Here is a 12,685-nt window from a genome sequence, read left to right on the forward strand (position 1 = left end):
GCGGGGGAATTTGGTCAGCGAATCCGGACCCTGCTCGGTCACGAGAACTGTTTCGGCGAGGCTGAAACCCATCTTTCCGACCTCAGGAGATGACGATGTCGTCAAGTTTGCGGGGATAGACAGTCATGCTATCGGGCGCTTCGGCGGCGATCAGCACGGTGTCTGCGATGCGATAGCCGGCAAAGCCCGGCACGAAGATCGCCGGTTCGCTGGAGGTGATCATGCCGGGTTCCAGAATGGTCTGGTCGCCGCCTTCCACCCACGGCGCTTCATGGAACATGATGCCCATGCCGTGGCCGACACGATGCAGCAGGTATTCGCCCATGCCGCTGTCGCGGATATAGGCAAGCGCCAGATTGTCGGCAGAAGCGCAGGTATGCCCGGCGATCAGCGCTGCGGTTGCCATTCGCTGCGCCTCGTAGGCGACGGCATAATGCTGCTCCTGCACCTTGGACGGCTCGCCGATGAAGAAGGTGCGCTCGCTTTCCGAAGCGCGGGCACCAACCCGGCAGCCGAGCGACAGGATGATGCTTTCGCCGATCTTCACCGGATGGCCGGTCGGCATGCCGTGCGGGAAGGCGGATCTCGGCCCGGAATAGACGAGCCCGCTCGCAAGCCCCTGAACGAGCATCACGTCCTCATGCTCTTCGTGCATGGTGCGCATGGCGTGGCGCGACACGTAGGATTCGATCTCGACCTCGCTCGGAAGCGTGCCGCCCTTGCGCATCGCATCGCGGATCATCTCGACGCCGACCTCGACCATGCGGTCGGAAAGCCTGGCGGCCTCGCGATGCAGTACGATCTCTTCCGGATGTTTACGAAGCCGCATCTGCTGGACGATGTTGCTCGGGATCACCCGTTCCGCATTCGGAAAGGCGCCCTCGATCGGCTTTATCCGGGCAAGCGAGATCGCATGGCCATAAGCGACCGTTCCCTTGAAGTCAGCAAACTTGCGGCCGAGCACTGCATTCCATGGATTGATGCCAGGAAACTCGAAATAAATGATCGGCTCAGCCGCAATATGCTGGTGTTCCGCATGGGTACGTTCCAACTCGGGAAGCAGAAGGAAGGCATCGGTCGCGGTGATCGCGAAAACCACCGGCCGCTCTGTCGTATAATGCGAAAAGCCGGTCGTATAGATGACGTCGTCATTGGAATCGAGAAGCAACAGATCGATGCCCTCAATCGCCATCCGTTTGCGGATTTCGGCCTGAATTTTCGCATAGAAGCCCGCGCCGAGACGCTGTGAGAAAGCCATCGATCTATCCTGGAACTGCAATTGGGTCTTCAGGCGCGGACCGGATGAGCCGGCCCGCGCGAGCTGTCTCAGTCCTTGAGACCGATCAGGCCGCGCATATTGCCGCGCGAGGTCGCCTGCACCTGGAAGGGCAGCTTCTTGGAATAGAAGAGCTGATAGCCCTGATAGGAGACGATGTAGTAGGGAAGGTCGCTTGCCAAAGTCGTCGCGGCCTTCTGATAGGCGGCGGCACGGTCGGGCTGGCTGGTCGCTGAACGACCCTGCTTCAGCAGATCGTCAACCGCCGGGTTGGAATAGCCACCCCAGTTGGTCGAACCGCCGGTGGTCAACTGTGCGAACAGGAGGCGATCCGGATCGACGATGTTCAGCCAGCCAAGCAAAGCGATCTGGTGCTGGCTCTTTTGCACGTAGTTGGTGGAGAAAGACGGCCAGTCGCTGATCTGCGTCTTGGCCTCGACGCCGGCGGCCTGGAAATTCGCCTGCATGAATTCGATCGTCTGGACGCGGTTGCTGTCTTCGCTATGGGTGGACAAAACAATCGTCAGCGGCTTGCCGCCCTTGTCGAGGATGCCGTCGCCATTGGTGTCCGCCCAGCCTTCCTCCTTGAACAGTTTCTTGGCGCCGTCGATATCGAAGCTGGGCTGTTTGATATCCTTCGAATAGGCCCAGGAGGAGGGCAGGATGATCGAGGAGGCGACAGCATCGACGCCCTGGAAGATATCGTTGACGATGGTCTTCTGGTCGATCAGCATCGAGAAGGCCTGACGCATCTTCGGGCTCGAAAGCAGCGGGTCCTTGGTGTTGAAGTTGATGTAGGTTACGCCGAGGCCGGGCTGGACCACCGCGCCGAAGCGCTTGTCCGCCTGTAGGCGCTTGATGTCCTGTGGCGCGAGCGGCGATTGGATGACGTCCAGGTCACCCGCTTCGAATGCCTGAGCACGGGCTGAACCGTCGCCGATAATCTTCACGACCACCTTGTCGGCCTTTGACTTTTCCCCCCAGTAATTCGGGTTCGGCGCAAGTTCGATGGCACTGCCGCGCGTCCAGGAGGTGAACTTCATCGGTCCGGAGCCGACCGGCTTCAGCGCGATGTCCGTGCCGCCTTCCACCAGCGCTTTCGGCACGATGCCGATGTCGAGATAGCTGAGCAACGGTGCATAGGGAGCCGAAAGCGTGAACTTCACCGTCTGCGCGTCGACCGCTTCCACCGCCGAAATCGGTGTGTAGAGCGCCCGTTGCGGCGCGTTGAAATCCTTGTTCAGAATGGTGCTGAAGGTAAAGACCACGTCGGCCGAGGTCAGGGGGCTTCCGTCGGAGAATTTCAGGTTCGGCCGAAGCTTGAAGATCCAGGTGGTCGGGTTCGGGTTTTCCCAGCTTTCTGCGAGATCAGGCTTGGCTTCCAGGCTCGGCGTCAGATGAACCAGGCCCGAATAGATGAGGTCCGCAACGCGATAGGCGGTTGTGTCTCGCGCGAGGCGCGGGTCGAGAGTGCCGGCATCGACGTCGGTGCCGATCGTGATGGTCGCGGCCTGGGCGGAGTTCAGGGCGGTGAAGGAAAGCCCTGCGAGAAGGGCGGTTGCTGTGATCGAGAGTGCTTTGCTCATGTCTGTTCCCTTATTGGTTTTGGTTCATTCAAAGCTTGGCATAGGTCGTCAGCGGGCCTTGGTCCTCAGCGAGGTAATATCGGCGACCTTTGGCCGAGCTTCGCCATCAGCGATCTTATTGTGGCGCAGCTCGGCGAGCGCCGGCGCGAGGAGGTTTTCGAGCACACCGGGATCCGGCGAGTGGCGGTATTCGAAACAGCGCTTGTTCGGGCCGGCCAGATCGGCGACATGGTCGGCGCCGGAAGCGTAGATCACGACGTCGCAGCGGGCGACGATGTCCGCAAGATCATCCGCATAGGACCATGCGACCGTGATATCGGAAATATGCGGCGCGAATTCGCGCACGCTGGGACGCATGATGGCGATGTAATCCTTGAGCTGCGTGACGGCCGCGACGCGGGTGCGCGGATCGAGCAGCGCCAGCGCCTGCCGTGTGCGTTCCGACGGAATGAACCGCAGCGACAGGATATTGGCATCCGGTACGAGGCTGCGCATTTCGACTTCCCGATGCACAAAGGTGAGCACCAGGTCGGCGTTGCGACACTTTTCGCGCGCTCCCTCGTTGTCGCGGATATGGTCAAAGGTTAGGAGCGAGATCAGGTCGTTGGCAGAAAGCGTCGGGCGGATCTGTTCGACATAGTCGCGTGCCGGCGCCTCGAATATGCCGACGAAGACGATGTCGAGGTGGACGCGCGGTTTGCGCAGCCGCGCCTGCGCCTGCACCATCGAGGCGAGAGTGATCGGCGAAATGCCGAGCGCTTCGGCTTTCTCCAACAGACTATCGATATCGGGCCCAAGCACGCTCGCAGGCGCGATCACGCCATCCCGGCGGCGCGGTTCGTAAACCGTGAAGGCGCCGAGGCCGGGGCGGATTTCGACAAGGCCGTCCGCGCGAAGCCGCTTGTAGACTTCCGCCACCGTCATCGGCGCGATGTCGAGCTCGGCAGCGAGCTGGCGCACGGACTGCAGCTTCACACCCTTCGGCATGTCGCCGAAAGACAGCACGTAGCTCAGTAGCCCGTAAAGCTGCTTGCCCACCGGAACGGGCAGGGAGCGGTCAATGCTGGACGCGTCGATAGTGAACATACGCGTATTACTCGATTGATACACTGACCGTAACAGGAGATTCCAATTTGACAATCCCTTCTGCAATTTTTTGCATAATTTAGCAGCAAGCCCATTGAGTGCCTCGATAATCTCCAATTATATCATTTGCGGACGCAGAAAATGCGGTATGTCGCCGCTTAAACTGCACGAGGTGTATCAATGGAATATATCAATCTAGGTCGGACCGGTCTAAAAGTCTCTCGCCTTGCCCTCGGCTGCATGACCTTCGGTTCGAGCGAATGGGCGCCCTGGGTCCTGGATTTCGAGGACAGTGCCAAGATTCTGAAGCAGGCGGTTGAGCTCGGCATCAACTTCTTCGACACGGCCGACATGTATTCGCTCGGCAAGAGTGAAGAGATTACCGGCAAGGTTCTGCTAGACCTTGTTCCACGCCACAAGCTGGTGATCGCGACAAAACTCTTCCATCCTATGAGCAGCGACATCAACGATCGCGGCCTGTCGCGCAAGCATATCCTCGATGCAGTCGACGGCAGCCTCCGGCGTCTTGGCACCGACTATATCGACCTCTATCAACTGCACCGCTTCGACTATGGCACACCGATCGAGGAAACACTGGAAGCGTTGAACGATGTGGTGCGGGCCGGCAAGGTGCGATATCTCGGCGCGTCTTCCATGCATGCCTGGCAATTCATGAAGGCAATCGGGTTGCAACGGCAAAATGGCTGGGCGCGGTTCGTATCGATGCAGCCTCATTACAACCTCATCTACAGGGAGGAGGAGCGCGAAATGTTGCCACTCTGTTTAAGCGAAGGGATCGGTGTTGTTCCTTGGAGCCCGCTCGCTCGCGGCCGTCTCGCTGGCCGGGCCGAGGGAGCAACCACGCGCGGCCAGACGGACGGCACGGCGCGGGCGCTCTACGACCGGACAAAGGCCGCCGACGATGCGGTTGTCGCCGGCCTGAAGGCGGTGGCCGAGCGTCACGGGCGGCCGATGGCGCAGGTCGCATATGCCTGGGTCGCGAGCCGCCCCGCCATCACCGCGCCGATCGTCGGCATTTCGAAGCCAGGACAGTTCGGGGATGCGGTCGAAGCGCTGGAGATCAGGTTGAGCGAGCAGGATGTTGCAGAGCTCGAACAGCATTACCTTCCGAAATCGATCGCCGGGCATGCCTAGCCGAGCCTCCGGTTGGGGTGCGTTTTAGTAAAAAGAACATCCCGTCAAGGTTTCCGCGGCTCGCGCCCTTACGAGCATGCACTCCAGTAAGCAAGCCGCCGTTAACGGCAGGATGCCCGTCGCTTCAACCACGACGGCGGCTATCCGTAGAACCTTCCTCAAGCGCCTGCCGCAAAGAGAGACAACCGGGTCGATGAGAGGGACATTTGATCGGTTCATAAAACCGGACCCCTCTCGATGATGTTCCAATCTTTGCGGGGATTTCTTTCGGCACAAAGGCAGGATTACGGCTTCATCCCACCCAGCTTCGTCAAAAGCGCCGCCCCCGTCTTGATGCCGGCAATGAACAAATCCAGCTTCAGGTTCTCATTCGGCGCATGGTTCGCTTCATCCGCATTGGCGTAAGGCACGACGAACGCCGGTTTCTTCAGGATCTTCGTGAACACGTAGTCCGGAAGCGAGCCGCCAACGGTCGGGTAGAGCAGCGGCTCGACGCCGCGGGCGGTAAAGATCGCGTCCCGGATGACCGGCGCGAACGGGCTGTCCATCGGCGTCTTCGACGGCAGCATGGCGTTGAGAGGCACGAATTCCACGTCCGGTGCATGGGCGGCGACATGCGCCCGCACCTTCTCGAACACGTAATCCGGCGTCAGGCTTTCGACCAGGCGGATGTCGCACTTGGCAAACGCCTCGCAGGGCAGAACCGTCTTCTGGCCCGGGCCGCCGTAACCGCCATGCAGGCCGTTGATCGTCAGCGTCGGATGGAACATCAGCCGGTCGAAATAACCGCGGTCGAGCGGAGCGTCGAGTTCCTTGATGCCGAGATCGGCCTTGATCGCATCGAGATCGAGCGGCAGCTTCGAGACCGCCTCGCGCTCCATATTGGTCGGCGGCACGACGACATCATGCAGGCCGTCGATGGTGATCTCGCCCTTGTCGTTCTTCATCGTCGCCATCAGATGCACGAGCTTCCAGATCGCATTCGGCATCACCCCGCCGAAATTGCCGGAATGGGCATCGCGATTGGCGGTCTTCGCGCGCAGCTCGAAGGATGCGACACCGCGTACGCCAAAGGTGATGATCGGCGTGTCGGATTCGTGCAGCGGGCCGTCGGAGGTGACGACCAGATCGGCATTGAGCTTCTCGGCATGTTCGGCAACGAACTCGGCGATATGCGGGCTGCCGATTTCCTCTTCGCCTTCCAGCAGGAAGATGACGTTGCAGGGCAGTTCGCCGGTCACCTTCAGATGCGATTCCAGCGCCATCAACTGGGCGAAATGCTGACCCTTGTTGTCGCCGATGCCGCGCGCATAGATGCGCCCATTGCGGATCGTCGGCTCGAAGGGCGGGCTGTCCCAGAGTTCGTAGGGCTCCGGCGGCTGCACGTCGTAATGGCCGTAGAGAAGCACGGTCGGTTTGCCGGGCTGCTTTTCCATGCGGCCGAGCACCATCGGATGGTTCTTGGTCGGGATGGTGATCGCCTCCATGCCCATGCCGTTCAGCATCTCGACGAGGATGGCCGCCACTTCCGCGATGCCCTTGTTCTGGGCGCTGATCGAGGGATGGCGGACATAGTCCATCACCCGTTCGATGAAGCTTTCGCGGTTTTCCTCGATATGCGCGAAGACGCGCTCCAGATCGGTCTTTTGCTCAGTCATCTCATGCATCCTGCTTGGTTGTCAGAAGGAGGGCGCCGGAGCCATGCACCGTGCCGGTCCATCCTGGTGCGACCAATGTGGTTGTGTCGAGCTGGGTGAGGATCATCGGACCCTTGAAGGTGGCGCCTGCACCCAGCGTCGAGCGGTCGACGACCGGAACGCTGGTGACGCCGCTTTCGAAATGGACCGGCACATGGTCGAACGGGGTGACATCGGAGCCCTTATCGAGGATCGCCGGCGGTGGTTCCATCGTTATGCCGGCGGCCTCGACGCGCAGGGTCACGAGTTCGATCGCCGCTTCCAGCGCAAAACCATAGAGCGCCTTGTGCTCGGCGGCGAAGGCCGCCTCGACAGCCTCGCGGGTCTCGCCCCAGGTCACGGCAAGCTCGCCGCCCTGGCCGTGGTAGCGCAACAACGCGACGGTCGCGATGCGGCGGTCCTTCTCGGCAACGCCTTCGGTGTCGAACCAGGCAGAAGCCTGGGTCTTGAGTTCAGCGATGATGCCATTGGCGATCACCACATCCACGGCACCGGCTTTCGGCAGTGTGCGGCTGAACTCGGCCTTGAGGTCGGCGGCAAGCAGGCCGTCGGCGCAGAGAATGCCGGGAGCCGGCGCAATCATGACGCGGGAAATGCCGAGCAGTTCGGCAAGCGCGCAGCCATGCAGAGGGCCGGCGCCGCCGAACGGCACCAGCGTGAAGTCGCGCGGATCATGGCCGCGTTCGACCGAAACGACGCGCACCGCGCCGACCATGTGGTTGTCGACGATCGCCAGAATGCCCCGCGCCGCCGTCGCCGTCGAAAGACCGAGCGGGTTAGCAACCTTGCCGTCGACCGCCTTGCGGGCAGCTTCGACATCCAGCGCCATGCGACCGCCGAGGAGACGGGCCGGCAGGTGGCCGAGCACGACATGCGCGTCGGTCACCGTCGGGTTCTCGCCGCCATGACCATAGGCGGCTGGCCCCGGACGGGCGCCGGCACTCTGCGGACCGACGGTCAGCGTGCCATCCGCCACCTTGGCTATCGAACCACCGCCGGCGCCGATCGTCACCATGTCGACCATCGGCAACGGCAAAGGCCATTCGCCGACCTTGCCATGTTGGGTTAGCCCGATCTTGCCATCCTTGATGAGGCAGATGTCGGCACTGGTGCCACCGATATCGACAGTGATGATATCCTTGATGCCGCAGGCGGCGGCAACCGAGCGCGCGCCGACCACACCGGCGGCGGGACCGGACAGTGCCGTCAGCGCCGGAGCCTGGCGGATGGTGGCCGCACCGGCGACACCGCCATTCGACTGCATCAGCAGCAGGGGGGCTGTGACCTTCTCGTCCTCAAGCCGCTTTTCGAGGCGTCCCACATAGGTGGTGACGCCGGGCATGACGGTGGCGTTGAGCACGGTCGTCAGCGTCCGTTCGAACTCGCGCACGACAGGCAGAACGTCGGTCGAGGTGGTGACGGCGAGATGCGGCAGTTCTGCGCGAAGAATCTCTGCCGCACGCTTCTCGTGGATCGGATTGGCAAAGGCATGCAGCAGGCAGATGGCGACCGCCTCGACGTCCATGCCGCGGATCGCTTCGGCCGCAATCCGCACGCTATCCTCGTCCAGCGCATCGAGAATGGCGCCGCCGGCGGCGATGCGCTCGTCGATCTCGACGATGCGCGAGGCCGGCACGGGCCGCGCCGGCTTCACCCAGGTATAGAGGTTCGCCTTGCGGGGAATGTCCTGACGGCCAATGTTCAGCACATGGCGGAAACCCTTGGTGGTGACCAGCGCGGTGGGAGCGCCCTTGTCTTCGAGGATCATGTTGGTCGCAACCGTGGTACCGTGCAGCACCTGGCCGAGCGAGGATGCCTCGCGGCCGGCATCGGTCAGCGCCAGGCGGATGCCGGTCAGGAACGCCTCCGAAGGATCGGAGGGCACGCTCGGCGTCTTTGCCCGCCAGACCTTGCCGGTGGCGCGGTCGAGAAGCGCAACGTCGGTGAAGGTGCCGCCGATATCGACGGCGACGGAAAGGGACGTATCGACAAAAGTCTCAGGCGAGGACATCGACATACTCCTGACGATGGAATGCACGGGTAGCGGGGCGGTTGGCGCGAAGTGTGGCCGTAGCCGCGTGGTCAACCTTGGTGCCCTTCACGACGACGCCATAGAGGCGCTCGGCCGACTCGACACTGACGAAACCGCCGAGCACGTCTTCCAGAATCGCATCGAGATTACGGTCGAAGGGATGGCCGAAGCCTCCGCCCCCGCCGGTCTCCATGCGCAGCACGTCGCCCTTGACCAGCCTGTTGCCGTCCGAAAGCGGGGGGACCATGCGCTGGTCTGGCCGGCCCGGATTGATGGTGACGCGGCCGGTACCGCCGCCCATGCCGCCATTGATGCCCCAGGGCGGGTTCTTGACGCTGTCGATGCGCACGGCCAGCATCATGTCTTCGGCGAGGATTTCGTACTCGCGGATGATGCCGCAGCCGCCACGGAACTTGCCGGCGCCGCCGGAATCCTTGACGATGCCATAGGTGCGCAGCCGCACCGGATAACCGACTTCAAGAAACTCGACCGGGTAGTTCTCCTGCGCCACGAAATAGACCGCGTCGATGCCATCCGAATCCGGCCGCGCGCCGTAACCGACGCCGATGCCGTCGGCGAGCAGGAAGCGCTTCAGCTCGCCTGCGTCATCCTTGTAGTTGCCGCGCATGATGGTGATGACATAGGCCGAGTTGGAGGCCGGCGCCTTGCCGCCCGCCGTGTTGACGAGACCGTTGAGGGCCGACAGCACCCGCATCATGGTCAGACCGCGCATGCCGAGCGACGCCGGGAAGTTCGGCTGCAGGAACGATCCCTGGCGCAGGTTCACGGCATCCAGCGCCTGCGGGCCGCCGGCATTGCACACCTGGCCCGGATCGCCACCGAGATAGAAGAGACCGAGCGCCATGCCCGGCACGCCGCGGTTCATCAGGAAATTGACCGGACCGGGCGCCTGATCGTCGGACTCGGTCGCATCGAAGGTGAACTTGTCTTCGCCATTCGCCAGCTTCTCGCGGGTCAGTGCGAGGCGCATCTTGAACGGGCCATTACCATGGCCGTCGCTGTCGATCGCGTCGGTGAATTTATGAGTGCCGTAGTCGAAGGTCTCGGCCAGCTTGGAGCGCACCAGCTTGCGGGTGCGGGTGAGCAGCTGCGCCAGCGCATCCTCCACAACATCGGAGCCGAAGCGGTCGAGGATTTCGCCGATGCGCTTCACGCCCACATCGACGCTCGCCATCAGCGCCCGCATGTCGCCGATACTCTGTTCGGGGAAGCGGGAATTGCGGTGGAAGATCGACAGCGTCGCTTCGTTGGTGACACCCTGGTCCATCAGCTTGGTGACCGGAATGATGATGCCTTCCTGGTAGATGTCGGTCGCATCCGGGCTGATCGAGCCCGGCCGCATGCCGCCGATATCGGCGAAATGCGCCCAGCTCATCACGAAGGCGCAACGCTTGCCGTCCTTGAAGACCGGCGCCAGCAAAACCTGGTCGTTGGAATGCGAAACCGCGCCGCGCGAACCGTAGCAGTCATTGTACCAGTAGAGATCGCCGGGCTTCATCGTATCGGCCGGGAACTTGTCGAAGACCGGGCCGGTCATGTCACCGAAGACCGGCACCATGGAACCGACCGCCATTACGCCTTCGCCGTCGAACAATGCCGTATAAAAATCCTTCTTCTCGCGAATGAAGGCGGAGATCGCGGTGCGCTCGAGCAGCGCTTCCATTTCCGACTGGGCGGCGGCAATCGCGCCGCGGATGATTTCGAGCGAGACGGGATCGCAGAGGGACTCTTCCGGTTTTACCGCCCTGGCGGGCGTGCTTTCGCTTTCCTTGGGATCGTACATCTTGGAATCCTCGTTGGATGCTGTGGAATGGATCGACCGGGGGTTCATCACGCGCCTCCGATCAGGACGACGACATTGCCGAGACCGCCGCGCTCGACGCGCTCATGGGCCTTGGCGATGTCCTCGAGTGGGAATGTCGCGCCGATGGCGACCTTGAGCCTGCCGGCATTGGCAAGTTCGGAGATCATCCTTTCACCCGCCAGCCGCTGATCCTCGGGGATCAGAAAACCCTGGATGAAGCGCAGGTTGGCGCCCTTGGCTGCGAAGGCGTAGTAGGGAAGCACGGGCGTCGGATTGCTGCTCGACGAATAGGAGGCAACGGTACCGTTGCGCTTGAGGACGGCAGCATCGAGTTCCAGGTTTGCCCCGAAATCGACCTCGACGACACGATCGACGCCCTGAGGCCCGGTCAGTTCGAGAATGCGGGCCGAGACGTCTTCGCGCTTGCGGTCGATCGTCGCAAAAGTGCCGGCTTGCCTCACGTGCACTGCGGCTTCCGGCGTGCTCGCCGTACCGATCACCCGCGCTCCGCCGGCAACCGCCATCTGCACTGCGAAATGGCCGACCGCACCGGCCGCGCCGTTCACGAGTATTGCTTGCCCGGTAACCGGGCCATCGGAGAAGACGGCGCGATAGGCGGTCATCGCCGGCACGCCGAGATTGGCGCCGTCGGCGAAACTCAAGGCATCGGCAAGTTTCACCGCCTGATGGGAGGCGATTGCGATAAACTCGGCGGCGGTGCCGAAGGCACGGCCCGCCTCACCGTATCCGCCCTGAGCATTCCATATCCAGACCCGTTCGCCGATGCGCGCCAGATCGACGCCCGCGCCGACACCGATGATCTCGCCTGCGCCATCCGTATGCGGAATGATCAGCTTGTGATCCATGCCCATGCCGCGCCAGCCGCCGCGGCGTTTCACGTCGGCCGGGTTGATGCCGGATGCATGCACGCGCACCAGCACCTCGCCGGGACCGGCGACAGGTGCAGCCATCTCACCGACGGAGAGAACCTCCGCGGCAGGACCGGTGCGTGTGTAGGAAGCGGCAAGCATCAACAACTCCAATTAGTACAGGTGACAGGCGACGGTGCGGGTACCGACCGGTTTCGGGTGGGGCACCTCGGCCGCACAGCGCGCATGGGCTGCCGGACAGCGGTCGCGAAAAACGCAGCCGGAGGGTGGATTGCGCGGGTCCGGCGCCCCGCGGCCGATCGGCAGCGGCTCGTGGCTCTGGTCGGGATTCGGCACCGGCACCGCGGCGACCAGCGCCTTTGTGTAGGGATGCAGCGGTTCGCGGACGATATCCTCGGTCGGCCCGTCTTCCATGATCCGGCCGAGATACATGACGATAGTCCGCTCGCAGACGTAACGCACCAGCGCCAGATCGTGGCTGATATAGATGGCGGTGAGGCCCAGCCGGTCGCGCACGTCGCGGAAAACGTTGAGCACGCCGGCACGCACCGAGACGTCGAGCATCGACACCGGTTCGTCGGCCACCACGAATTCCGGCTGCAGGATCAGCGCCCGCGCCATCACAACGCGCTGCAACTGGCCGCCGGACAGGTGATGCGGATAACGGTCGAGAAACTGCGCAGGCTCCGGCAGTTTCACCAGTTCGAGCGCCGTGATGATCCGGCCCTCGCGCTCGCGCCTCGGAATGTCGGCATTTTCCAGCGGCTCGGCCAGCGTCTGGCGAATGGTGAAGCGCGGATTGATCGCATCGAACGGGTTCTGGAAGATCAGCTGCGCCTTGGAGCGGAATTTCTTCAGCCCGCTGCCGCGCACGGCGCCGATCTCCTCGCCGTCGAAATGGATCGTACCGCCGGTCTTTTCCTCGAGCTTCAGCAGCAGCCGGCCCATGGAAGTCTTGCCGCAGCCGGATTCACCAAGCAGACCGACGCTTTCACCCCGCCGGATGTCGAAGCTGACGCCATCGACTGCCTTTACCACCGTCGATTTGCCGCGCATCGCCGCGAACGTGCCGCCAACGGCATAATGCAGCTTGGCATCGAAGACCGAGACCAGGACATCCGGTTTCTTGGTGATCATG

General features: G+C 62.6%; 9 protein-coding genes. 1 reads left to right on the plus strand and 8 read right to left on the minus strand.

What is annotated here, in order from left to right; translation table 11 throughout:
* Window positions 1-82 precede the first annotated feature (82 nt).
* The 3 genes from AC1DLT_RS25740 to AC1DLT_RS25750 form a co-directional block, all read right to left on the minus strand.
* Window positions 83-1,258, minus strand: a complete 1,176-nt coding sequence (locus AC1DLT_RS25740) for a M24 family metallopeptidase (RefSeq protein WP_247136675.1) — start codon at window positions 1,256-1,258, stop codon at window positions 83-85.
* Window positions 1,259-1,326: 68 nt separating this feature from the next.
* The gene (locus AC1DLT_RS25745) at window positions 1,327-2,862 is read right to left on the minus strand and encodes an ABC transporter substrate-binding protein (protein ID WP_477488633.1); all 1,536 of its coding nucleotides are present in this window, start codon (window positions 2,860-2,862) and stop codon (window positions 1,327-1,329) included.
* A gap of 48 nt (window positions 2,863-2,910) precedes the next feature.
* On the minus strand, window positions 2,911-3,948 hold the full coding sequence (locus tag AC1DLT_RS25750; RefSeq protein ID WP_477488634.1) for a GntR family transcriptional regulator: 1,038 nt from the start codon (window positions 3,946-3,948) through the stop codon (window positions 2,911-2,913).
* 180 nt (window positions 3,949-4,128) lie between these two features.
* Here AC1DLT_RS25750 and AC1DLT_RS25755 point away from each other — a divergent pair, with 180 nt between their 5' ends.
* A complete protein-coding gene (locus AC1DLT_RS25755) occupies window positions 4,129-5,103 on the plus strand; it encodes an aldo/keto reductase (RefSeq protein ID WP_477488635.1) in 975 nt (324 codons plus the stop codon).
* 284 nt (window positions 5,104-5,387) lie between these two features.
* Here the strand turns inward: AC1DLT_RS25755 and AC1DLT_RS25760 are convergent, their stop codons facing one another.
* From AC1DLT_RS25760 to AC1DLT_RS25780, 5 genes are read right to left on the minus strand one after another with little or no spacing between them, the layout of a single operon-like run.
* Entirely contained in the window at window positions 5,388-6,761 is a 1,374-nt protein-coding gene (locus tag AC1DLT_RS25760) for a M20/M25/M40 family metallo-hydrolase (protein WP_477488636.1), read from the minus strand.
* Between the two features lies 1 nt (window position 6,762).
* Complete coding sequence (locus tag AC1DLT_RS25765; RefSeq protein ID WP_477488637.1) at window positions 6,763-8,811, minus strand: hydantoinase/oxoprolinase family protein; 2,049 nt, start codon at window positions 8,809-8,811, stop codon at window positions 6,763-6,765.
* On the minus strand, window positions 8,798-10,684 hold the full coding sequence (locus AC1DLT_RS25770; RefSeq protein ID WP_477488638.1) for a hydantoinase B/oxoprolinase family protein: 1,887 nt from the start codon (window positions 10,682-10,684) through the stop codon (window positions 8,798-8,800). The genes AC1DLT_RS25765 and AC1DLT_RS25770 overlap by 14 nt, the downstream gene beginning before the upstream one ends.
* Window positions 10,684-11,688, minus strand: coding sequence for an NADPH:quinone reductase (locus AC1DLT_RS25775; RefSeq protein WP_477488639.1), 1,005 nt, complete (start codon window positions 11,686-11,688; stop codon window positions 10,684-10,686). The genes AC1DLT_RS25770 and AC1DLT_RS25775 overlap by 1 nt, the downstream gene beginning before the upstream one ends.
* A gap of 12 nt (window positions 11,689-11,700) precedes the next feature.
* On the minus strand, window positions 11,701-12,684 hold the full coding sequence (locus AC1DLT_RS25780) for an ABC transporter ATP-binding protein (RefSeq protein ID WP_477488659.1): 984 nt from the start codon (window positions 12,682-12,684) through the stop codon (window positions 11,701-11,703).
* Between the last annotated feature and the right edge of the window lies 1 nt (window position 12,685).

This window comes from Neorhizobium sp. 05N33 (assembly GCF_056397445.1).

Bases quoted from the DNA above. Each gene is read 5' to 3' on its own strand.
- AC1DLT_RS25740 (WP_247136675.1), bottom strand. From the start codon at position 1,258: ATGGCTTTCTCACAGCGTCTCGGCGCGGGCTTCTATGCGAAAATTCAG.
- AC1DLT_RS25745 (WP_477488633.1), bottom strand. From the start codon at position 2,862: ATGAGCAAAGCACTCTCGATCACAGCAACCGCCCTTCTCGCAGGGCTT.
- AC1DLT_RS25750 (WP_477488634.1), bottom strand. From the start codon at position 3,948: ATGTTCACTATCGACGCGTCCAGCATTGACCGCTCCCTGCCCGTTCCG.
- AC1DLT_RS25755 (WP_477488635.1), top strand. From the start codon at position 4,129: ATGGAATATATCAATCTAGGTCGGACCGGTCTAAAAGTCTCTCGCCTT.
- AC1DLT_RS25760 (WP_477488636.1), bottom strand. From the start codon at position 6,761: ATGACTGAGCAAAAGACCGATCTGGAGCGCGTCTTCGCGCATATCGAG.
- AC1DLT_RS25765 (WP_477488637.1), bottom strand. From the start codon at position 8,811: ATGTCCTCGCCTGAGACTTTTGTCGATACGTCCCTTTCCGTCGCCGTC.
- AC1DLT_RS25770 (WP_477488638.1), bottom strand. From the start codon at position 10,684: ATGAACCCCCGGTCGATCCATTCCACAGCATCCAACGAGGATTCCAAG.
- AC1DLT_RS25775 (WP_477488639.1), bottom strand. From the start codon at position 11,688: ATGCTTGCCGCTTCCTACACACGCACCGGTCCTGCCGCGGAGGTTCTC.
- AC1DLT_RS25780 (WP_477488659.1), bottom strand. From the start codon at position 12,684: ATGATCACCAAGAAACCGGATGTCCTGGTCTCGGTCTTCGATGCCAAG.